This is a genomic window from Streptomyces sp. NPDC059037, from assembly GCF_042740015.1.
In the GTDB taxonomy this organism is placed as follows: Bacteria; Actinomycetota; Actinomycetes; order Streptomycetales; family Streptomycetaceae; genus Streptomyces.
This window is the reverse complement of the sequence record NZ_JBHYIG010000011.1, coordinates 5,081-24,574: the sequence shown is the minus strand read 5'-3', so window position 1 is coordinate 24,574 and position 19,494 is coordinate 5,081. Positions and strand designations below refer to the sequence as shown.

Genomic DNA, 19,494 nt, shown 5'->3' with positions numbered 1-19,494 from the left:
ATCCGCAGGTATGGGTTCGGTGCACGCGGGTCGTCCCGCTCATCCCGACCCGGGGCCGATGTGGGGGCCACGGTTCGTGGCGAGACTTGCCGTGTGATCGACGTCCAGAACTTGACCAAGCGGTACGGGGAGCACACCGTCGTCGGCGGTCTCACCTTCACGGTGCGACCCGGTGCCGTCACGGGGTTCCTCGGGCCCAACGGGGCCGGTAAGTCCACCACGATGCGGATGATGCTCGGCCTGACCCACCCGGACGGCGGGTCCGCGCGGATCGGCGGGCATGACTACCGCGAACTGCGCCACCCGGCCCGGCACGTCGGCGCCCTCCTCGAGGCGTCGGCCCCGCACCGCAGCCTCACGGCGGTCGACCATCTGCGGTGGCTGGCGCAGAGCAACCGGATCCCGCGGCAACGGGTAGGCGAGGTACTGGAGTCGGTCGGTCTGACGCACGCGGCCCGGCAGCGGACCGGAGCCTTCTCCCTCGGCATGGGCCGACGGCTCGGCCTGGCCGCCGCCCTGCTCGGCGACCCGCCCGTCCTGGTGCTCGACGAGCCGTCCAACGGCCTGGACGCGGAGGGCATCCGCCGGCTGCGCGAACTGCTGCGCACGCGGGCCGCCGAGGGCGGCACCGTCTTCGTATCCAGTCATCTGATGACCGAGATGTCCCTGATCGCCGACCATGTGATCGTCATCGACCGAGGCCAACTCCTCGCGGACACCGGCATGGCGGACTTCATCCGGACGTATGCGCGGCCGTACGTACGCGTGCGGACCCCTGAATCCGCCCTGCTGGCACGTGAGTTGGAACGCAGGGGAGCCGTTCCCGTTCTCGCGGCGGACGGCAGTCTGGAGGTCGGCGGTCTTTCCGCGGGCGACATCAGCCGCCTCGCCGCGGCGTGCGGTGTCGCGCTCGACGAACTGAGCACCCGCACCGGCTCCCTGGAGGACATCTTCCTCTCGCTCGTCGGGGGCAGCCGTGGCTGAGACGCTCGCGGCCGTCCGGGCCGAGTTCACCAAAGTGCGCGGTGTCCGCGGCACGTTCCTCGCGCTGCTGCTCTTCATCCCGCTGAGTCTCCTCGTCGCCGCCCTGGACGGCTGGTCGGCGAGGTCCGCGCTGGAATCCGACCGCGGCATGCTGCGCGACGGCTTCACCGCCGAGCAGGCCGGCCTCGACGGAATCCTCTACGGGCAGCTCGCGCTGATCGTGTTCGGTGTGCTCGTCGTCAGCAGCGAGTACGGGTCGGGGATGATGCGGGTCTCGCTGCTCGCCGTGCCCCGGCGCGGCAGGCTGTACGCGGCGAAAATGGCCGTCACGGCGACGGTCGCCCTGCTCGTCGCGATCCCGGTCACCGTCGCCGGCTACCTGGTCACTCAGCTCGCCCTGGGATCCCACGGTGCCTCGATCGGGGCGGAGGGCGTGCCCCGGGCGCTGGCCGGGGCGGTGCTGTATCTGACGCTGATGACTCTGTTCGCCGCGGGCACGGCCGCGGCGGCCCGCAGCGCCGTCGTCCCCCTGGCGATCCTGCTGCCGATGGTGCTCGCGGGCTCCCAGATCCTCTCCGTCATCGGGGCCACGAAGGAGGTGGCGCGGTACTTCCCCGACCGGGCCGGCGCGCGGATGCTGACCGTCGACGCGGGTGACGCGTACACCGGGGGTGCGGTGCTGCTCGTCTGGACGGTGGCGGCGCTCGTTCTGGGCCAGGTGCGCCACCGCCGATGGGATGCCTGAGCCCGCCGGCGGACCACGGCCCAACGTGCCGACGTGTGGCGGGAGTTGAAAGAGTCGACGAGACCCCACTGCTAAAGTTGCCGAACCCAATGGCCCGTTGAACAGCATGCGAGGAACGCGGGATGGCCGAGGCGATCCGAGTGCTGATCGCGGACGATCAGGCGCTGCTGCGCGGCAGCTTCCGCGTGCTCATCGATGCCACGCCCGGGATGACGACGGTCGGTGAGGCGGCGGACGGCGCATCGGCGGTGGAACTGGCCAGGGAGCTGGTCCCGGACGTGGTCCTGATGGATCTCCGCATGCCCGTGCTGGACGGCATCGCCGCCACGCGGCACATCTGCTCCGACGAGGCCTTGGCCGGGGTGCGGGTGCTCGCGCTGACGATGTTCGACATGGACGAGTACGTGTACCCGGCCCTTCGGGCGGGCGCGAGCGGAGTCCTGCTGAAGGACGCCTCACCGGCCGACCTGGTCGCGGGCATCCGCGTCGTGGCCACCGGCGAGGGCGTCCTGGCGCCGACGGTCACCCGCCGCCTCATCGCGGACCACTCGGGCCGCACCGAACCCGACCGGCGGACACCCGGCCTCGTGGGGCTCACCAAGCGGGAACAGGAGGTGCTCGTACTGATCGCCAACGGCCTTTCGAACGCCGAGATCGGCGCACACCTGGTGATCAGCCTCCCGACGGTGAAGACCCATGTGGGCAGCCTCCTGGCCAAGTTGACCGCCCGCGACCGCGCGCAGCTCGTCATCATCGCGTACGAGAGCGGCCTGGCCGAGCGCGGGATGCCGGCCTGAGGGACCTGTGCCCCGGCGTCGCCGGGCCGCCGTCAGTCCGTGACTCCGCCCGCGAAGGCGAGTGAGCGGCGGAAGATGTCATCCGCCTGCGCCTCGGTCAGCCCGTACCAGACGTGGTCGGAGCCGGGGACCGTCCAGAGTTCGACGGGTGCGCCCGCCTCGCGCAGGCGATCGGCCAGGGCCTCGCTGTGGGTGCGGCTCACCATGCGGTCCTCCTCGCCGTGGACGAGGAGCAGCGGCGGTGCGTCGGCGTGGGCCCGGGCGAGCGGGCTGGCCGCGCGGGCGAGTTCGGGTACGGCGGAAGGGGCCGCGCCAAGGAGCAGCGCTTCGGGGGACGCGGGGTCCGACGGGTCGTAGCTGCCGCGGGCGGTGGTCAGATCGCTCGGCGCGTACCAGATGACGCCGCCCGCGACCGGCGGTTCGGTGGGCGTGAGCGCGAGGAGGGAGGCGAGGTGCCCGCCCGCGGACTCTCCCCACACCACCGTCCGCCGGGTGTCGATGCCGAGCTCATCGGAGCGCAGCGTGAGCCACCGCAGGGCGGCGCGCAGGTCGTCCAGCGGGGCGGGGAAGAGGGCCTCGCCGCTGAGCCGGTAGTCGACGCAGGCGACCGCGAAGCCCGCAGCCGCGATGCGCGCGAAGGGCCCGGGCGACCACGAACGCGTGTGCAGCCCCATGTCGTCGCGCCGCCCCCGGCGCCATGCACCGCCGTGCACGTAGAGCACCAGCGGGGCGGGCGTGGGGGATTGGCCGGCCTTCTCCGGCAGCCACAGGTCGAGCTCCAGCGGGCGGCTGCCCTCGGGCACGTCGTAGGGGATCCCGCGCAGCACGCTGACGCCCGGCTCGCAGGGGGCGGCGGGCGGCAGCGCCGCGATGTCCGGGTGGGGTACGCCGATCACCTGGAAGAGGCTGGGGCGTTCGGCCGTCACTGGGTGCTCCACGGGTGGTCGGGCAGGGAACGCACATCGTACTGTTCGAAACTCCCTGAGGGGCGGCCGCCTCAGGCGGGGGCGTAGGCGCGGGCGGCGACGAGCTGTTCGGTGACGCGGGTGAAGGCGCGGGCCGCGGCGCTGCGGTAGGCGCTGTCGCGGTGCAGGAGCGTGACGGTCCGGGCCGGCAGGGGAGGGTCCAGCGGGACCTGGGTCAGATGGGGGTGGTCGTGCGTGACGGCGTCGGGCAGTACCGTCGCCAGGTCGGTGCGCCGGACGATCTCGGTGAGCGCCTGGACGGAGTTGGCCTCGACCGCGATGCGCGGCCGCACCCCGTGCGCGGTGAAGTAGCCGTCGATATGGGTGCGGGTGGCGAAGTCCCCGCTGAGGAGCGCGAGTTGACGCTCCGTCAACTGGCCGATGGGCAGGGGCGCTTCACCTTCGCTGCCGGAGTGCCGGGCCGCGGCGACGACCAGGCCGAGGGTCTCGGTGAACAGGGCGGTGGCCGTGATGCCGGGTGCGTGCGGGCCGTGGAAGGCGATGCCGAGGTCCAGCTCGTCGGCGAGGAGCCCGGCCTCGATGCGTTCCTGCGTCATCTCCTTGACGTCCAGTGTGATGCCGGGGTGGCGGTCGTGGAACTCCGCGGCGAGCGGACCGACGAGGTAGGTGGTGAACGTCGGGGTGATCGCCAGGCGCAGATGCCCGCGGGAGAGATCGGCGACGTCCAGGACGGCACGCTCGGCCGCGGCGAGGTCCCGCAGGGCCCTGCGGGCGTAATGGGCGTAGGTCTCGCCGGCGTCGGTGAGCCGGACCGTCCGCCCGGTGCGGTCGAGGAGCTGTGTGCCCACGGCGCGCTCGAGCTGCTTGATCTGCTGGGACAGCGTCGGCTGGGACACCCGCAGCTGCTCGGCGGCGCGGGTGAAGTTGGCGTGCTCGGCGACGGCGAGCAGATAGCGCAGATGACGGAGCTCCGGAGCCATGCCCTCCAGCATAGACGGAGCTATAGATGGCATCGATAGGAGTCATGGATATTGCGTCTTGGACGCTATAGGTGCAGGTCGTGCATGGTGGATCTCGTCGCCCCATCGAGCGGGCGGCCAGGAAGGGAGTGACCATGCCAGACCCCACCGAGGGCGTCACGCGATTTCGGCGCGACGTCTATCCGGCAAAGGCGGAGCTCTTCGCCGAGCTGGCCGCGACCCACCGGCCGACGACGCTGTTCATCAGCTGCTCCGACGCCCGGGTGGTGCCGGAGCTGATCACCCAGAGCGAGCCGGGCGAGCTGTTCGTGATCCGCACCGCCGGCAATCTCGTCCCCGCCCACACTCCCGGCTCGGACGGCGTGGGGGCCAGTATCGAGTACGCAGTCGCCGTCCTCGGGGTCACCGGCATCGTGGTGTGCGGTCATTCCGCCTGCGGCGCGATGACCGCGCTCGCCGAGAACCACGACCTGACCGGCGCTCCCGCGGTCGCCGACTGGCTGCGGCACGCGGACGCCTCACGGGCCCGCGTCACCGCGGGGACCGGCGAGCGCGAGGTGGACGCCCTGGTGCGCGAGAACGTACGCGCCCAACTGGCGAATCTGGCGACCCACCCCTCGGTGGCCCGCGCCCTGGCCGCGCGCACCCTCACCCTGCACGGCTGGGTCTACGACATCCCCACCGGCACCGTCGAGGAACTCGACGCCACCGGCCGCACGGCCACGCTCGTGGCCTGAGCCAGCAGACCAGAACTCGTGGCCTGAGCCAGAAGACCAGAAACAGAACCCTCCCGAAAGGAAACCCTCCCCATGCTGCACGCCCAGTTCGACCCCACCGCACGTCAGACCCTCGCCACGACCGCCGTCGAGGCCAAGCTCCGCAAGGACCTGTCCTGGCAGCAGATCGCCGACGCCGCAGGCCTCTCGGTCGCCTTCGTCACCGCTGCCGTGCTCGGCCAGCACGCCCTGCCCGAACAGTCGGCACAGGCCGTCGCCGAACTCCTCGGCCTGGACGACGACGCCGCGCTGCTCCTGCAGACCATCCCGACCCGCGGCTCCATCGACGGCGGCATCCCCACCGACCCGACGATCTACCGCTTCTACGAGATGCTCCAGGTCTACGGCACGACGCTGAAGGCCCTGGTCCACGAGGAGTTCGGCGACGGCATCATCAGCGCGATCAACTTCAAGCTGGACGTGAAGAAGGTCGCCGACCCCGAGGGCGGTGAGCGCGCCGTCATCACCCTGGACGGCAAGTACCTGCCGACCAAGCCCTTCTGACCCGATACGGGCGCTCTACGTCTCCGGTTCGGCGTCCTTCAGCTGGAGCCCGTTCTCCCAGATCTTGTTGAGCGTCGTGACGAGCCGCTCGAACGGGATGCGCTGGCCCAGCACGAACACCATGTACGCCATACGGCTCACCATGACCGAAAGCGCGTGTGCCGTCACCAGCGGATCCAGGCTGGTGTCGGCCTCGCCGTTCTCCTGCAGGGTGCTGATCAGCTTGGCGTTGCGGCGGGCGAAGGCGTTGCCGCGCTCGATGCGCAGCGCCATGAACTGCTCGTCGATCTGGGCGACTTGCTCGAACAGCGCCATCAGGCGCGCGTTCTTCTTGTACGCGCGCAGATACTCGCGGTTCGAGGCGTCGATGAGTTCGCGGGTGTCGGTGATGCCGGTGCGCTCGCGCAGGTGCGGGTGGAGCATCTCCTCCTGCACCTGCTCGACGAGCGCCTGGAAGATCTCTTCCTTGCTGTTGAAGTACGTGTAGAAGGACCCGGATGCGACATGGGCCGCCTTGGAGATGTCCGTGATCCGGGCGTCCAGATACCCGTCACGCTCGAAGACCTCACGGGCGGCCGTGATCAGGGCGTTGCGCGTCCTGACACCGCGTGCGCTGCGTGGTGTGATCGGTTGCTTCTGGCCGCCGTCTGCGGCCGGGGCCTGGGCAGCCACTGCGATCCATTCACTGTCGTTCGAACACATACGTAACCGGTGGCTGCGGATGCTATCAGCCGAGGCCGGACAGGAAGTCGAGCAGCGCGGCGTTGACCTCGGCTGCGCGCTCCTGCTGGATCCAGTGGCCCGCCCCGTCCAGGACGACATGGCCGCGCAGATCGGTGAGGACGCGGTCGAGGCCGTGCGCGGGCATGAACTTCCCCACGGGGTCCTTCGATCCGGTGATGAACAGCGACGGCTGTGCGATGAGCCGGCCGTCCAGGTGCTCCGTGAGCTCCCAAGTACGGTCCAGGTTGCGGTAGTAGTTCAGGCCGCCGGTGAACCCCGTCTCCTCGAACGCCTTCACGTAGTACGCGAGCTCCTCATCGCTCAGCCACGGGGGAGGCGGCAGCTGCTCGTCGGGCTTCGCGGCCCACGCGGCGGAGTAGATCTCCCTGGTGACGAGCGTCCTGCGGACGTTCTCGCGCAGGGCCCGGTCGGCGACGCCCGGCTCCTGGAACCAGACGATGTAGAAGTCGTCGCCGAAGCGCGAGCGCAGGATCGGCAGCGGCGGGGCAGGGGCACGCGGCGTCACCGGCACGCTCATCCCCACCACCGCGCGAACACGCTCCGGGTACGCCGAGGCCATCTGCCAGACGACGATGGAACCCCAGTCGTGCCCCACGAAGACCGCGTCGTCCGCCCCGATGTCGTCCAGGAGCCCGGCGAGGTCGGCGCAGAGGGTCAGCGCGTCGTACGCGTCGGCGTCCTCGGGGCGTGAACTGCCGCCGTACCCCCGCATGTCGGGGACCAGGACACGGTGTCCCGCCGCCGCGAGCGCGCTGACCTGGTGCCGCCAGGAGAACGCCAGCTCCGGGAAGCCGTGGCAGAGCACCACCGGAGGCCTGCCGGGGCGGCTCTCCCCGTGCTCGAAGACCCGGAGCGTGATGCCGTTGGTCGCGACGTCCCTCGCCGTGACGCTCTCCCACTCGCTGATCGGCATGTGTGTCGTCATGTGCAGAACTCCCGCTGGTGAGGGGCGTGTTCAAAGTATTGAACTTGACGTTGGGTTCAAATATACAGGGCGGGCCACGAGGTGGAGCGCGAAGCGTCCGAAGGAGGCCGCGACAGTGAGTGCCACGACAGCGAGTGGAGGCGGTCGGACGCCGCGACGGGAAACGGTCATCGCCCAGCGGCGTGGACCCGTGCTCGTGCTGACCCTGAACCGCCCGGAGCGGCTGAACGCCTGGAACGACGAGCTGGAAACCCGCTGCTTCGAGCTGCTTGCCGAGGCGGACGCCGACCCCGAGGTGCGCGCGATCGTCCTGACCGGAGCGGGGCGCGGCTTCTGCGCCGGAGCGGACATGGACGACCTGCGGCAGGTCGGCGAGGTCGGCGCGGCGACGGACCTTGCCGCGCTGGACCTGCCGAAGCGGGAGCGCCCGCGCTGGTTCCCGCTGACCCTGCGCAAACCGCTGATAGCGGCGATCAACGGGGCCGCGGCCGGCCTCGGCCTCGCCCAGGCCCTGTACTGCGACATCCGCCTGAGCACCCCGGACGCCAAGCTCACCACAGCGTTCGCGCGGCGCGGCCTGATCGCCGAGTACGGCATCGCCTGGCTGCTGCCCCGGCTCGTCGGGCCAGGACGGGCGATGGACCTGCTCCTTTCCGGGCGCGTGGTGCGCGGGACCGAGGCGTACGAGATGGGTCTGGTCAACAGGGTCGTCGAGCCGGAGCTGCTCCTCGACGCGGCGGTCGACTACGCCACGGAACTGGCCACCTGGTGCTCGCCCACATCCATGAGCGTCATGAAGCGGCAGGTCCTCCAGGCGCTCGACACCGACTTCGCCACGGCGGCCGGCGCGGCGGACGCCCTCATGGTGGAGGCCTTCCGGCATCCCGACGCCACCGAGGGCGTCACCAGCTATCTGGAGCGCCGCGCACCCGCGTTCCGCCCCCTCGACCCCAAGTGACGCGGAAGGCCACCCGGGGGCAGGCCGAGCTGCCGGCGCGCCATCTGCATTGAAGTTGACATCGGATTCAACTACGGTGAGGGGACGCCAGGGAAGATCCGGACTACTTCGGGCTACCGAGTGGGAGAGTTCGTGCAGATCAACGGGAGAGTCGCGATCGTCACGGGCGCGGCGGGCGGCATCGGCGCCGCCATCGCGCAACGCCTCCTCGAGCACGGTGCTCGGGGCGTCCTGCTGACCGACCTCGACGCCGACCGGCTCGCGGCGACGGTGAAGCGGCTGGCCGGCGCGCACGGCGAGGAGCGGGTGTCCGGCGACGCGGCGGACGCCGCATCGACGGCGGACCTGGAGCGCCTGATCGCCGCGGCCGGCGAGCGCTTCGGCCCTGTCGACCTGTACTTCGCCAACGCCGGAGTCGGCGGCGGCCCGGGCCTCGACGCGAGCGAGGCGGAATGGAGCCGGGCGCTCGACGTCAACGTGCTGGCGCACGTACGCGCCGCGAAACTCCTCGTGCCCGGCTGGCTGGAGCGCGGCAGCGGCTACTTCTTCAGCACCGCGTCGGCCGCGGGCCTGCTCACGCAGATCGGCTCGGCGACGTACGCCGTCAGCAAGCACGGGGCGGTCGCGTTCGCCGAGTGGCTCTCGGTGACGTACGGAAACGAAGGGGTACGGGTCAGCTGCCTGTGCCCGCAGGGTGTCGAGACCGAGCTGCTCATGGCGGGCGCCCGGTCGGACAACCCGGTCGAACGGGCCGCCGCCCAGGCCGTGTTGGACGCGGGAGACGTGCTTTCGCCCCTCGACGTCGCCGATCGCGTGATGGAGGCGGTCGGGGACGAGCGGTTCCTCGTGCTTCCGCATCCGCAGGTCCTCGACTTCCTCCGGCACAAGGGCAGCGACTACGACCGGTGGCTGCGCGGAATGCGGCGCTACCAGGAGGCAGTGCGATGAGCGAGGAACGGACCCGCAGCGCCGTCCTGTTCGACTTCGGCGGCGTGCTCACCACCAGCGTGGTCGCCGCCTTCGAGGAACTGAGTGCGGAACTCGGCGGTGAGCGGCGGCTGTTGCTGCGGCTCCTGTCGAAGGACGAGGAGAGCAGTGCGCTCCTTGTGGCGCACGAGGAAGGGCGCATCGGGGAGCGGGAGTTCGAGGACGGCTTCGCCGCGCGGCTGCGGGCCCATGGCGTGCCGGCCGTGGGCGAGGGCCTGGTGGGCCGGATGCAGGCGCAGCTGCGCCCGGACCCGGACATGATCGCCCTCGTGGCGAAGGTGCGGGCCGACGGACACCGCGTCGGCCTGCTCTCCAACTCCCTGGGCGACAACTGCTACGCGGGCTTCGACCTGCCCGCCATGTTCGACGCGGTGACCGTGTCCGGCGAGATCGGTGTGCGCAAGCCGTCGCGGCGCGCCTACGCCATCGCCTGCGAGCGCCTCGGCGCACGCCCGGAGGACACCGTGATGGTCGACGACCTGGAACAGAACATCACCGCGGCGCACCGCATCGGCATCGCCGGCGTCGTGCACCGCGACGCCGCCACGACGGCCGCCGCACTCGCGCGGCTCCTCGTGCCGTCGGCCACCCCATGACACCGTGAGCATCTGACCGTTGGAGGATTCGTGTTCGACCTTTCCGACCGTGCCAAGGAATACCAGGACAAGCTGCTCGCCTTCATGGACGAGCACATCTACCCCGCCGAGGCCGTCTACGAGGCGCAGATGGCCGAGTCCGGCGATCCGCACTTCCAGCCCCCGGTCATCGACGAGCTGAAGACCGAGGCGAAGAAGCAAGGGCTGTGGAACCTCTTCCACCCGCACCCCGAATGGGGTCCGGGCCTGAACAACCTGGAGTACGCGCCGCTCGCCGAGATCATGGGCCGCAGCGCCCACCTGGCGCCCGAGGCCACCAACTGCAACGCCCCGGACACCGGCAACATGGAGGTCCTCACCCTCTTCGGCACCGAGGAGCACAAGGAGAAGTGGCTCAAGCCGCTGCTCGCCGGTGAGATCGCCTCCGCGTTCGCGATGACCGAGCCGGGGGTCGCCAGCTCCGACGCCCGCAACATCGAGATGCGGATGGAGCGCGACGGCGACGAGTACGTCCTCAACGGCCGCAAGTGGTGGACCTCCAACGCCCTGCACCAGAACTGCAAGGTCCTGATCGTGATGGGCAAGACCGACCCGGAAGGGCCGAGTCACCGCCAGCAGAGCATGATGGTCGTGCCGCTCGACACCCCGGGCGTCACCGTCCTGCGCGGCCTCCCGGTCTTCGGCTACCAGGACCGCGAGGGTCACGCCGAGGTGCTCTTCGAGAACGTACGCGTGCCGGTCACGGCGCTGCTCGCGGGCGAGGGCGACGGCTTCATGATCAGTCAGGCGCGGCTCGGCCCAGGCCGCATCCACCACTGCATGCGCTCGATCGGCATGGCCGAGCGCGCCCTCGACCTGATGATCGACCGCGCGCAGTCGCGTACGACGTTCGGTGCGCCGCTCGCCGACCGGGCCAACATCCAGGACTGGATCGCCGAGGCCCGCATCGAGATCGACATGGCCCGCCTGCTCACCCTCAAGGCCGCCTACCTGATGGACACCGTCGGCAACAAGCAGGCCCGCACGGAGATCGCCGCGATCAAGGTCGCCGCTCCCGAGGTCGCCCTGAAGGTCGTCGACCGCGCCATCCAGGTGCACGGCGGCGGGGGAGTCTCGGACGACTTCCCGCTCGCCAGCATGTACGCCCATCTGCGCACCCTGCGCCTGGCCGACGGCCCCGACGAGGTGCACAAGCGCACCATCGCGGTGCGGGAACTGCGCCGCCGCGAGAACGAGCGGGCCGCGCGGTGAGCGGCCCGCTCGACGGCAAGGTCGCCGTCGTCACCGGAGCGTCGCGGGGCATCGGCCTCGCGGCCGCCGCGGCCCTGCGCGACCAGGGCGCGCAGGTCGTCGTGACCTCGCGCAGCGAGGAGCGCGCCAAGGAGGCGGCCGCCCAACTCGGCGACGGCGTGGTCGGTTTCGGCGCGCACGCCACCGACGAGGAGGCCGCGCGCGCCTGCGTCGACTTCGTCATCGGGACGTACGGGCGGCTCGACATCCTCGTCAACAACGCGGGCACGAACCCGGCGTACGGCCCGGTCATCGACCAGGACCACGGCCGCTTCAGCAAGACGATGGACGTCAACCTGTGGGCGCCGGTCCTGTGGACGTCGCTCGCGGTGAAGGCGTGGATGGGGGAGCACGGCGGCTGCGTCGTCAACACCGCCTCGATCGGCGGCTATTCGGTCGCCGCCGACGTCGGGATCTACCACGTGTCGAAGGCCGCGCTCATCCACCTCACCAAGCAACTCGCCCTGGAACTCGCCCCGAAGGTCCGGGTCAACGCCATCGCACCCGGCGTCGTACGGACCCGGCTCGCCGAGGCGCTGTGGCAGGAGCGCGAGGCGACGGTCGCCGCGGCGACCCCGCTCGGCCGGATCGGTGAACCGGAGGACATCGGCTCCGCGATCGCCTTCCTCGCCGGGGACGGCGCGCGTTGGATCACCGGCGAGACCCTCGTCGTCGACGGGGGACAGCTCCTGGGCCCAGGAGCCGTATGAGGGCGGCCGACGCCCGGTCCGGGGCGGCGCGGGACATCGACCTCGAAGCGCTCGCCGCATGGCTGGCCGGGCGCGGCGAGCAGGTGACCGGGCCGCTCACCGCCCGGCGCGTCGGCCTCGGCCAGAGCAACCTCACCTACCGGATCGACGACGCCAAGGGCGGCTCAAGCTGGGTGCTGCGCCGTCCCCCGCACGGCCCGCTGCTCCCCACGGCCCACGACATCGCCCGCGAGCACCGCATCCTGGCGGCGCTCGCCGGCACCCGGGTCCCCGTGCCGGCGGTGGTCGGTCTGCGCGGCGAGGCCGGCGTCGACCAACTGGTCATGGAGTACGTCGACGGGGCCGTGCTGGACAGCGTGGAGATCGCGCGGGCGCTGCCCCTTCCGGTCCGCGCCGGCGTGGGCCCTTCGCTCGCCCGCACCCTCGCCGCGATCCACGCCGTGGACCTGGAGCGGACCGGTCTCCTCGACCTCGCGAGCCACCGCCCTTACGCCGAGCGGCAGTTGAAACGGTGGTCCCGGCAGTGGGAGCAGAGCCGCACCCGCGATCTGCCCTCCCTCGACCGGCTCACCGAACTGCTGCGCCGACGCGTTCCAGCGCGGCACACGCTCTCCCTGGTCCACGGCGATCTGCACGTACGCAACGTGATCTGCTCGCCGAGCACCGGCGCGGTACGGGCCGCCCTGGACTGGGAGCTGTCGACCCTCGGCGACCCGATGGCCGACCTGGGAACCCTGCTCGCCTACTGGCCGGAGCCCGGCGAGGTCCCGGCCGCGCGGCCCGCCCTGGGCGTGACCGCACTGCCCGGATTCACCCGGCGCGACACGCTCATCGCCACGTACGCGGAGGCGAGCGGGCGCGAGGTGGGCCCGGAGCTCGGCTTCTGGCACGTCCTCGCGGTCTGGAAGATCGCGATCATCGGGGAGGGTGTCCTGCGGCGGGCCCGCGACGAGCCCCGCAACGCCGCGGAGGGCGGCCCGCCGAGCACCGCCTACATCGACCACACGGTCGACCAGGCCTGGGGCCTCGCCACGTATTACGGGATCTGAGACCCCTGGTGCCTGTGCCTTGATCCATCGGCCCATGGACCCATCGACCCATAAGGCAGCCTTATGGGGTCATAAAGCCAACCCGATTACTAACTTAGGCTTGCCTTAGTTTAGGCTGCCCGTCGAGTCACCCATCGCTCGAAGGGAACCTGAACATGCCTCGCCCTCTGCGGGTAGCCATTGTCGGAGCCGGCCCGGCCGGGATCTATGCTGCCGACGCGCTGCTGAAATCCGCAGTGGCTGCCGACCCCGGTGTGTCCATCGACATCTTCGAGCGGATGCCGGCCCCCTTCGGCCTCATCCGCTACGGCGTCGCCCCCGACCACCCGCGCATCAAGGGCATCATCACGGCCCTGCACCAGGTGCTCGACAAGCCGCAGATCCGCCTCTTCGGCAACGTCGACTACCCGCGTGACATCAGCCTCGACGATCTGCGCACCTTCTACGACGGGGTGATCTTCTCCACGGGCGCGACGGCTGACCGGGCCCTCGACATACCCGGCATCGACCTCGACGGTTCCCACGGTGCCGCGGACTTCGTCTCCTGGTACGACGGGCACCCGGACGTGCCGCGCACCTGGCCGCTGGAGGCCGAGAAGGTCGCCGTCCTGGGTGTCGGCAACGTGGCCCTCGACGTGGCGCGCATCCTCGCCAAGACCGCGGACGAGCTGCTGCCCACCGAGATCCCGGCGAACGTCCACGAGGGCCTCAAGGCGAACAAGGCCCTGGAGGTCCACGTCTTCGGGCGCCGCGGCCCCGCGCAGGCGAAGTTCAGCCCGATGGAGCTGCGGGAGCTCGACCACTCCCCGAACATCGAGGTCATCGTCGACCCCGAGGACATCGACTACGACGACGGCTCGATCGCCACCCGGCGCGGCAACAAGCAGGCCGACATGGTCGCCAAGACGCTGGAGAACTGGGCCATCCGCGACATCGGCGACCGCCCGCACAAGCTGTTCCTGCACTTCTTCGAGTCGCCCACCGAGATCCTCGGCGCGGACGGCAAGGTCGTCGGCCTGCGCACCGAGCGCACCGCCCTCGACGGCACGGGCAACGTCAAGGGCACCGGCGAGTTCAAGGACTGGGACCTCGGCGCCGTCTACCGCGCCGTCGGCTACCTCTCCGACGAGCTGCCCAAGCTGCCCTGGGACGTCGAGTCGGGCACCGTCCCCGACCAGGGCGGCCGGGTCATCGAGGAGAGCGGGGAGCACCTCCAGTCGACGTACGTCACCGGCTGGATCCGCCGCGGTCCCGTGGGCCTCATCGGCCACACCAAGGGCGACGCCAACGAGACGGTCGCCAGCCTCCTGGACGACCACGCGAACGACCGTCTGCACACCCCCGCCTCGCCCGACCCGGAGGCCGTGGACGCGTTTCTCGGCGAGCGGGAGGTCCGCTTCACCACGTGGGACGGCTGGTACCGCCTCGACGCCGCGGAGAAGGCGCTGGGCGAGCCGCAGGGCCGTGAGCGCGTGAAGATCGTCGAGCGCGAGGACATGCTGAAGGCGAGCGGCGCCTAGCAGCACCGCCCCTGGCAGCACCGCCCCTGGCGGCACCGCCCCTGGCCGATCTCGGCCCGGGGCAGCTGTGTCACCGGGCTGACGTCAACGGCGCACGGCGATCGTGTACTTCGCCCGCGCGTCCGCCAGGCCGTCGGTGTTGCGGGCCGTGATCGTAAGGCCTCGGTCCTGGGAGACGAGGCCGCGGCGCACGGAGCGGTGCGCCTCGCGCTCGACCAGGTGGAGGTGGAATCCTTCGGGGCGTCGGCCCTCACAGACCGAGTTCGCTGAGTCCGGGGTGGTCGTCGGGGCGGCGGCCCAGCGGCCAGTGGTACTTGCGGTCGGACTCCGCGATGGGCAGGTCGTTGATGCACGCGTGGCGCGCCCGCATCAGGCCGGCGTCGTCGAACTCCCAGTTCTCGTTCCCGTACGAGCGGAACCAGTGCCCGGAGTCGTCGCGCCATTCGTACGCGAAACGCACCGCGATGCGGTTGCCGTCGTGGGCCCAGAGTTCCTTGATGAGCCGGTAGTCGAGCTCGCGGTCCCACTTGCGGGACAGGAAGGCGACGATGGCGGCGCGCCCGGTGACGAACTCGGCGCGGTTCCGCCAGCGCGAGTCCTCGGTGTAGGCAAGGGCGACCCTCTCGGGATCACGGCTGTTCCAGCCGTCCTCGGCCAGCCTGACCTTCTCGGCGGCGGTCTCTCGGGTGAACGGGGGGACGGGGGGTCGTGCGGTCATCAGGGTGCCTCGTTTCCGGTCGGTTCCGGCGGGTTCCAGTGGGTTCCGGTTGGTTCCGGTCAGTCGGGAGAACGTGCGTTCTCCGCAGGTGTGCCACGATAGGAGAACGCACGTTCTCGCGCAAGGGTGCGGCTGCCCGCCGCCCCGTAGTACCGTCGAAGAACGTTCGTTCTCCCTCTTGGGTTTGGGGCTCTCATGGATCGCGCCGAGGCAGAAGCCCGCGTACTCGACGCCGCCGAGGCGCTCTACTACGAGCGCGGCGTCCAGGCGGTGGGCATGGACCAGGTCCGTGCGGCGTCCGGGGTCTCCCTCAAGCGGCTCTACCAGGTCTTTCCGTCGAAGTCGGAGCTGGTCCTCGCCTGCCTCGACCGCCGCGACCGCCGCTGGAGGGCGCGGCTCGCCGAGTACGTGGACGGCAGGACCGCGGGGGAGAGCCGCCTCCTCGCGGTCTACGACTGGCTGTACGAGTGGTTCTCCGAGCCGGACTTCCGCGGCTGCGCCTTCATCAACTCCTTCGGCGAACTCGGCGCCGTGGACCCGGCGGTGGCCGATGCCGTCCGGGCGCACAAGGACGCCTTCCGCGACTACGTGGCCGGACTCGCGGCCGCCGATGGGCAGCCGGAGGGGGCCGTCGGCCCCTTGGTCCTGCTGGCGGAAGGGGCCATGACCACGGCGGCGATCTCGGGATCACCGGAACCGGCGCGTGAGGCGCGTGCGGGTGCGGCTCTGCTGCTGGCTGCCCGGTAGCCGTTCCGCGCGCCTGCCCCGTGAGCAGAAGGCCCGAGATAGTTCTTACTCGGGGGTAGGCCAGCCCCGTTCCCTTGTTATACGGTCCGTCAACAAGGGCTCCGGCGGCGTTGCGGGACGGCACGGCGGTCCGTTGCCTCGACGTTGGCGCACACCTCCGAGTCAAGGAGCCGCAGCATGGCAAGCAGCACTGTTCGGCCGACCGCGCAGGGCCATTCCCAGGACGACGACGTGGCCCGGCGGCTGCTCGACTCGGCCGCCGTGCTGGCCTACGACCCGGCCACCGAGGTCGACTGGGAGACACCGCTCGACCGCGACTACCACGGCGCGAGCCCGGAGTGGAGCTCCCTCTACGGCACCGCGTACTGGCAGGAGTTGACCGAGCCGCAGCGCAAGGAACTCACGCGTCAGGAAGCCGCTTCGGTGGCCAGCACGGGCATCTGGTTCGAGATGATCCTGCAGCAGATGGTGCTGCGCGACGTGTACGCGAAGGACCCCACCAGCGCCGAGGTCCAGTGGGCGCTCACGGAGATCGCCGAGGAGTGCCGCCACTCGATCATGTTCGCCCGCGGCGCCCAGAAGCTGGGAGCCCCCGCCTACCGGCCGCACCGTGCCGTCATGGAACTCGGCCGCGCGTTCAAGACCCTGGCCTTCGGCGAGGCGGCGTACGCGGCGATCCTGGTGGCCGAAGAGGTGCTCGACGTCATGCAGCGCGACTGGATGCGGGACGAGCGGGTCGTGCCGTTCGTCCGCACGATCAACAACATCCATGTGGTCGAGGAGTCGCGGCACATGAAGTTCGCCCGCGACCAGACGCGCAAGCGGCTCGTGGGTGCGGGACGGGTCCGCCGGCAGATCAACGCGTTCGTCATCGCGGTCGCGTCGTACTACATCGTCACCAGCATGGTGAACCGCAAGGTGTACGCGAACGCGGGGCTCGACGAGAAGCGCGCCGTCGCCGAGGCGAAGGCCAACGAGCACCACAAGTCCATGATGCGGTCGAGCTGTTCGGGCCTGATGGAGTTCCTCGCGTCCGCCCGGCTGCTCACCAAGCCGGCGCTGGCCTTCTACAAGCGCGCCAACCTCATCTGACGCGACCTCATCTGACCCGACCTCATCTGACGCGATCGCGTCTGAACCGCCGTATCCGACCCGACCTCAGTCGATCCGAGCCGAACGAGTCGAGCCGCCACCATGACCTATGCCATCACCCAGACCTGCTGCACCGATGCCACCTGCGTCGCCGTCTGCCCGGTCAACTGCATCCACCCGACGCCGCAGGAACGGGAGTTCGGCAGTACGGAGATGCTGCACATCGACCCGACGACCTGCATCGGCTGCGGTGCCTGCGCCGACGCCTGCCCGGTCGACGCGATCTTCCCCGTGGACGGACTGCCGGCCGCGCAGCAGGAGTACGCCGGGATCAACTCGGCGTACTACGAAGGGAAAGCGCCCGAGGGCGAGCCCGACGGGCCGAACTTCCACACCTGGGACGAGCCGTCCTTCCCGCGGGTCCTGCCGTCGGACTTCGCCCCGCTGAAGGTCGCCGTCGTCGGCACCGGACCGGCCGGGATGTACGCCGTGCGGGACCTGTTGCTGCACACCAGCGCCGAAGTCACGCTGATCGACCGGCTTCCGGTGGCCGGCGGGCTGATACGCCACGGCGTGGCACCGGACCACCCCGCGACCAAGAAGGTCGGCGAGACCTTCGCGCGCTTCCACACCCATCCGCGGGTGCGCATGCACCTCGGGCTCGACGTGGGCACCGACATCACCGCGCAGGAGCTGGCCGCGCACCACGACGCCGTCATCTACGCCGTGGGGGCCGCCGCCGACCGCACCCTGGCCGTGCCGGGCGAGGAGCTGCCCGGCACGATCTCCGCCCGGTCCTTCGTCGCCTGGTACAACGCCCACCCGGACGCGGCGCCGGACGCGATCGACCTCTCCGCCGAGCGCGTGGTCGTCGTCGGCAACGGCAACGTGGCCCTCGACGTCGCCCGGATCCTGCTCGCCGACCCCGACGAGCTCGCCCGAACCGACATCGCCGACCATGCTCTGGCGGCGCTGCGTGCGAGCAAGGTCCGTGAGGTGGTCCTGCTCGGACGGCGCGGCCCCGAAGACGCCGCGTACACCGCGTCCGAGCTGATCGCGCTCAAGCATCTGCCGGGTGTGGAGCTCATCGTCGACGATCACGATCCGCGGATCGCCGCGGCCATCGACGAGGCGGGCCCGAAGGACAAGGCCGCCGTCCTGCGCGGCGTGACCCGCTGCCGGCCGACCTTGGCGGAGCCGCCCGCGGCCGGGCGGCGCATCGTGCTGCGGTTCCACTGCACCCCGTTGGAGGTGGAGGGCCAGGGCGGTGTCCGGGCCGTGCGCGTCGCGGAAGCCTCGGGCGAGCGGTCGATCCGTACCGGACTGGTGCTGCGCGCGATCGGCTACCGCGGGGTTCCGGTCGCCGGACTGCCCTTCGACGAGGCCACCGGCACCGTCCCGCACGAGGGCGGCCGCGTCACCGGACGGCCCGGCACCTACGTCGTGGGCTGGATCAAGCGGGGCCCCAGCGGCGGCATCGGCGCCAACCGCACCTGCGCCGCCGAGACGGTCACCACCCTCCTCGCCGACGCGGTCGCCGGCGCCCTGCCCGCACCCGAGCGCGCGCCGAAGGCCTTCCACCGCCTTGCCCGGCGCCGCAACCGCAAGGTCGTCGACGCCCGCGGCCTTGCCGCGATCGAGCGCGCCGAGGTCACCCGGGGCGAACGCGACGGCAGGCCCCGGGTGAAGCTCGCCACCGTGGACGAGCTCGTGTCGACGGCGCGCGGGAGCCGCCGGGGAGTGCTGCGCTGAGCCGGACCGCAAGGGCCCAACCTGCCACGCCCGCGCCTCACTTGGCGCGGGCCTCGGCAAGGGTGTGAGCCACGAGGGCGTTGGCGTGCCCGTGGCCCAGGCCGTGCTCGGCCTTGAGCCAGGCGACGAGTTCCATGTGCCTGGTCAGCGGCGAAGAGCGGATGAGCTCCAGCCACTCGGTGACCGGGCGGCCGTACTTCTTCTCGATCGAAGGGAAGTAGCTGGCCGGGCCGTTGGCGGCAGTGCTCATGATGGCGGTGTCCCGTCTGTCGTGGTGATGTCGCAGGCAAGTGGTGATGTCGCAGGTAAGACGGGCGGGGCCGGGAAAAGTCATCGGTCGGCCCGGGACATCTTTGGATCGCAGTGAGCCGTGCGGCGCAGGGTTGTTCGATTGGCGGGGCCGGAGTGCCAGGACTAGCCTTGAGCCAGTGAACGCAGCCGTTCACTGCCGGTCCGCGATGTGAGGCCGGCCCGAGGCGTCAGCGCGTAAGCAAACCCATGACGGCCGATCGATCTTCACCATCGAATCCTGCCGAATCCCCGGAGCGGGGACGGGGCAGCGGTATCGCGCTTCTCGTCATCTGCTCGTGCCAGCTGATGGTGGTCCTCGACATCACCATCGTGAACATCGCGCTTCCGCACATCCAGACCTCGCTCGGCTTCTCCACCGAGACACTGTCCTGGGTGGTCAGCG

21 protein-coding genes and 1 pseudogene are annotated in these 19,494 nt (G+C 70.8%); 16 read left to right on the top strand and 6 right to left on the bottom strand.

The annotated features are described in order from the left end of the window. Positions 1 to 93: 93 nt before the first annotated feature. The 3 genes from ACFWY6_RS04310 to ACFWY6_RS04300 all read left to right on the top strand — a co-directional run bounded on the left by ACFWY6_RS04310 (position 94) and on the right by ACFWY6_RS04300 (position 2,526). Entirely contained in the window at positions 94 to 984 is an 891-nt protein-coding gene (locus tag ACFWY6_RS04310) for an ABC transporter ATP-binding protein (RefSeq protein WP_384686218.1), read from the top strand. Next, entirely contained in the window at positions 977 to 1,729 is a 753-nt protein-coding gene (locus ACFWY6_RS04305) for an ABC transporter permease (RefSeq protein ID WP_384686216.1), read from the top strand. Before ACFWY6_RS04310 ends, ACFWY6_RS04305 begins: the two co-directional genes overlap by 8 nt. 122 nt (positions 1,730 to 1,851) lie before the next feature. Next, the gene (locus ACFWY6_RS04300; RefSeq protein WP_384686214.1) at positions 1,852 to 2,526 is read left to right on the top strand and encodes a response regulator; all 675 of its coding nucleotides are present in this window, start codon (positions 1,852 to 1,854) and stop codon (positions 2,524 to 2,526) included. Positions 2,527 to 2,558: 32 nt separating this feature from the next. On the opposite strand, the gene ACFWY6_RS04295 is transcribed toward ACFWY6_RS04300, so the two are convergent. Beyond that, entirely contained in the window at positions 2,559 to 3,452 is an 894-nt protein-coding gene (locus ACFWY6_RS04295) for an alpha/beta hydrolase fold domain-containing protein (RefSeq protein ID WP_384686212.1), read from the bottom strand. Between the two features lie 71 nt (positions 3,453 to 3,523). Beyond that, the gene (gene cynR / locus ACFWY6_RS04290) at positions 3,524 to 4,432 is read right to left on the bottom strand and encodes a transcriptional regulator CynR (RefSeq protein WP_384686211.1); all 909 of its coding nucleotides are present in this window, start codon (positions 4,430 to 4,432) and stop codon (positions 3,524 to 3,526) included. Between the two features lie 134 nt (positions 4,433 to 4,566). On the opposite strand from cynR, the gene ACFWY6_RS04285 reads away from it, so the two are divergent. After that, positions 4,567 to 5,169, top strand: a complete 603-nt coding sequence (locus tag ACFWY6_RS04285) for a carbonic anhydrase (RefSeq protein ID WP_384686209.1) — start codon at positions 4,567 to 4,569, stop codon at positions 5,167 to 5,169. Between the two features lie 72 nt (positions 5,170 to 5,241). Beyond that, a complete protein-coding gene (cynS, locus tag ACFWY6_RS04280) occupies positions 5,242 to 5,712 on the top strand; it encodes a cyanase (protein WP_384686207.1) in 471 nt (156 codons plus the stop codon). A gap of 15 nt (positions 5,713 to 5,727) precedes the next feature. On the opposite strand, the gene ACFWY6_RS04275 is transcribed toward cynS, so the two are convergent. Continuing rightward, positions 5,728 to 6,384 (bottom strand): TetR/AcrR family transcriptional regulator, encoded by a 657-nt coding sequence (locus ACFWY6_RS04275; RefSeq protein ID WP_384686205.1) that lies wholly within the window; start codon positions 6,382 to 6,384, stop codon positions 5,728 to 5,730. 55 nt (positions 6,385 to 6,439) lie between these two features. Further along, positions 6,440 to 7,381 carry an alpha/beta fold hydrolase gene (locus tag ACFWY6_RS04270; protein WP_384686203.1) on the bottom strand — a complete coding sequence of 314 codons (942 nt, stop codon included), beginning with the start codon at positions 7,379 to 7,381 and terminating at the stop codon, positions 6,440 to 6,442. A gap of 115 nt (positions 7,382 to 7,496) precedes the next feature. Here ACFWY6_RS04270 and ACFWY6_RS04265 point away from each other — a divergent pair, with 115 nt between their 5' ends. From ACFWY6_RS04265 to ACFWY6_RS04235, 7 genes are all read left to right on the top strand, one after another. Beyond that, on the top strand, positions 7,497 to 8,339 hold the full coding sequence (locus ACFWY6_RS04265; protein WP_384686201.1) for an enoyl-CoA hydratase-related protein: 843 nt from the start codon (positions 7,497 to 7,499) through the stop codon (positions 8,337 to 8,339). 132 nt (positions 8,340 to 8,471) lie between these two features. After that, on the top strand, positions 8,472 to 9,287 hold the full coding sequence (locus tag ACFWY6_RS04260) for an SDR family oxidoreductase (protein WP_384686200.1): 816 nt from the start codon (positions 8,472 to 8,474) through the stop codon (positions 9,285 to 9,287). Beyond that, complete coding sequence (locus ACFWY6_RS04255; protein WP_384686198.1) at positions 9,284 to 9,922, top strand: HAD family hydrolase; 639 nt, start codon at positions 9,284 to 9,286, stop codon at positions 9,920 to 9,922. Before ACFWY6_RS04260 ends, ACFWY6_RS04255 begins: the two co-directional genes overlap by 4 nt. A gap of 30 nt (positions 9,923 to 9,952) precedes the next feature. Beyond that, positions 9,953 to 11,173, top strand: coding sequence for an acyl-CoA dehydrogenase family protein (locus tag ACFWY6_RS04250; RefSeq protein WP_384686196.1), 1,221 nt, complete (start codon positions 9,953 to 9,955; stop codon positions 11,171 to 11,173). Next, complete coding sequence (locus ACFWY6_RS04245) at positions 11,170 to 11,922, top strand: SDR family oxidoreductase (RefSeq protein ID WP_384686194.1); 753 nt, start codon at positions 11,170 to 11,172, stop codon at positions 11,920 to 11,922. The genes ACFWY6_RS04250 and ACFWY6_RS04245 overlap by 4 nt, the downstream gene beginning before the upstream one ends. After that, positions 11,919 to 12,971, top strand: a complete 1,053-nt coding sequence (locus tag ACFWY6_RS04240; RefSeq protein ID WP_384686192.1) for a phosphotransferase family protein — start codon at positions 11,919 to 11,921, stop codon at positions 12,969 to 12,971. The genes ACFWY6_RS04245 and ACFWY6_RS04240 overlap by 4 nt, the downstream gene beginning before the upstream one ends. A gap of 155 nt (positions 12,972 to 13,126) precedes the next feature. Next, positions 13,127 to 14,491, top strand: coding sequence for an FAD-dependent oxidoreductase (locus ACFWY6_RS04235; protein ID WP_384686190.1), 1,365 nt, complete (start codon positions 13,127 to 13,129; stop codon positions 14,489 to 14,491). Between the two features lie 250 nt (positions 14,492 to 14,741). Here ACFWY6_RS04235 and ACFWY6_RS04230 read toward each other — a convergent pair whose 3' ends face one another. After that, a complete protein-coding gene (locus tag ACFWY6_RS04230) occupies positions 14,742 to 15,209 on the bottom strand; it encodes a DUF1348 family protein (protein WP_384686188.1) in 468 nt (155 codons plus the stop codon). 195 nt (positions 15,210 to 15,404) lie between these two features. Between ACFWY6_RS04230 and ACFWY6_RS04225 the strand changes: the two genes are divergently transcribed. From ACFWY6_RS04225 to ACFWY6_RS04215, 3 genes are all read left to right on the top strand, one after another. Beyond that, the gene (locus ACFWY6_RS04225) at positions 15,405 to 15,956 is read left to right on the top strand and encodes a TetR/AcrR family transcriptional regulator (protein WP_384686186.1); all 552 of its coding nucleotides are present in this window, start codon (positions 15,405 to 15,407) and stop codon (positions 15,954 to 15,956) included. A gap of 177 nt (positions 15,957 to 16,133) precedes the next feature. Continuing rightward, entirely contained in the window at positions 16,134 to 17,048 is a 915-nt protein-coding gene (locus ACFWY6_RS04220) for a diiron oxygenase (protein ID WP_384686184.1), read from the top strand. A gap of 102 nt (positions 17,049 to 17,150) precedes the next feature. Next, positions 17,151 to 18,800 (top strand): FAD-dependent oxidoreductase, encoded by a 1,650-nt coding sequence (locus tag ACFWY6_RS04215; protein WP_384686182.1) that lies wholly within the window; start codon positions 17,151 to 17,153, stop codon positions 18,798 to 18,800. A 37-nt stretch (positions 18,801 to 18,837) separates the two neighbouring features. On the opposite strand, the gene ACFWY6_RS04210 is transcribed toward ACFWY6_RS04215, so the two are convergent. Next, the gene (locus ACFWY6_RS04210; protein WP_384686180.1) at positions 18,838 to 19,050 is read right to left on the bottom strand and encodes a DUF4287 domain-containing protein; all 213 of its coding nucleotides are present in this window, start codon (positions 19,048 to 19,050) and stop codon (positions 18,838 to 18,840) included. Between the two features lie 248 nt (positions 19,051 to 19,298). Here ACFWY6_RS04210 and ACFWY6_RS04205 point away from each other — a divergent pair. Further along, positions 19,299 to 19,494, top strand: a pseudogene (locus tag ACFWY6_RS04205) (MFS transporter); the annotation flags it as partial.

Bases quoted from the DNA above. Each gene is read 5' to 3' on its own strand.
- ACFWY6_RS04300 (WP_384686214.1), top strand. From the start codon at position 1,852: ATGGCCGAGGCGATCCGAGTGCTGATCGCGGACGATCAGGCGCTGCTG.
- cynR (WP_384686211.1), bottom strand. From the start codon at position 4,432: ATGGCTCCGGAGCTCCGTCATCTGCGCTATCTGCTCGCCGTCGCCGAG.
- ACFWY6_RS04285 (WP_384686209.1), top strand. From the start codon at position 4,567: ATGCCAGACCCCACCGAGGGCGTCACGCGATTTCGGCGCGACGTCTAT.
- cynS (WP_384686207.1), top strand. From the start codon at position 5,242: ATGCTGCACGCCCAGTTCGACCCCACCGCACGTCAGACCCTCGCCACG.
- ACFWY6_RS04270 (WP_384686203.1), bottom strand. From the start codon at position 7,381: ATGACGACACACATGCCGATCAGCGAGTGGGAGAGCGTCACGGCGAGG.
- ACFWY6_RS04255 (WP_384686198.1), top strand. From the start codon at position 9,284: ATGAGCGAGGAACGGACCCGCAGCGCCGTCCTGTTCGACTTCGGCGGC.
- ACFWY6_RS04240 (WP_384686192.1), top strand. From the start codon at position 11,919: ATGAGGGCGGCCGACGCCCGGTCCGGGGCGGCGCGGGACATCGACCTC.
- ACFWY6_RS04235 (WP_384686190.1), top strand. From the start codon at position 13,127: ATGCCTCGCCCTCTGCGGGTAGCCATTGTCGGAGCCGGCCCGGCCGGG.
- ACFWY6_RS04230 (WP_384686188.1), bottom strand. From the start codon at position 15,209: ATGACCGCACGACCCCCCGTCCCCCCGTTCACCCGAGAGACCGCCGCC.
- ACFWY6_RS04225 (WP_384686186.1), top strand. From the start codon at position 15,405: ATGGATCGCGCCGAGGCAGAAGCCCGCGTACTCGACGCCGCCGAGGCG.
- ACFWY6_RS04220 (WP_384686184.1), top strand. From the start codon at position 16,134: ATGGCAAGCAGCACTGTTCGGCCGACCGCGCAGGGCCATTCCCAGGAC.
- ACFWY6_RS04215 (WP_384686182.1), top strand. From the start codon at position 17,151: ATGACCTATGCCATCACCCAGACCTGCTGCACCGATGCCACCTGCGTC.
- ACFWY6_RS04210 (WP_384686180.1), bottom strand. From the start codon at position 19,050: ATGAGCACTGCCGCCAACGGCCCGGCCAGCTACTTCCCTTCGATCGAG.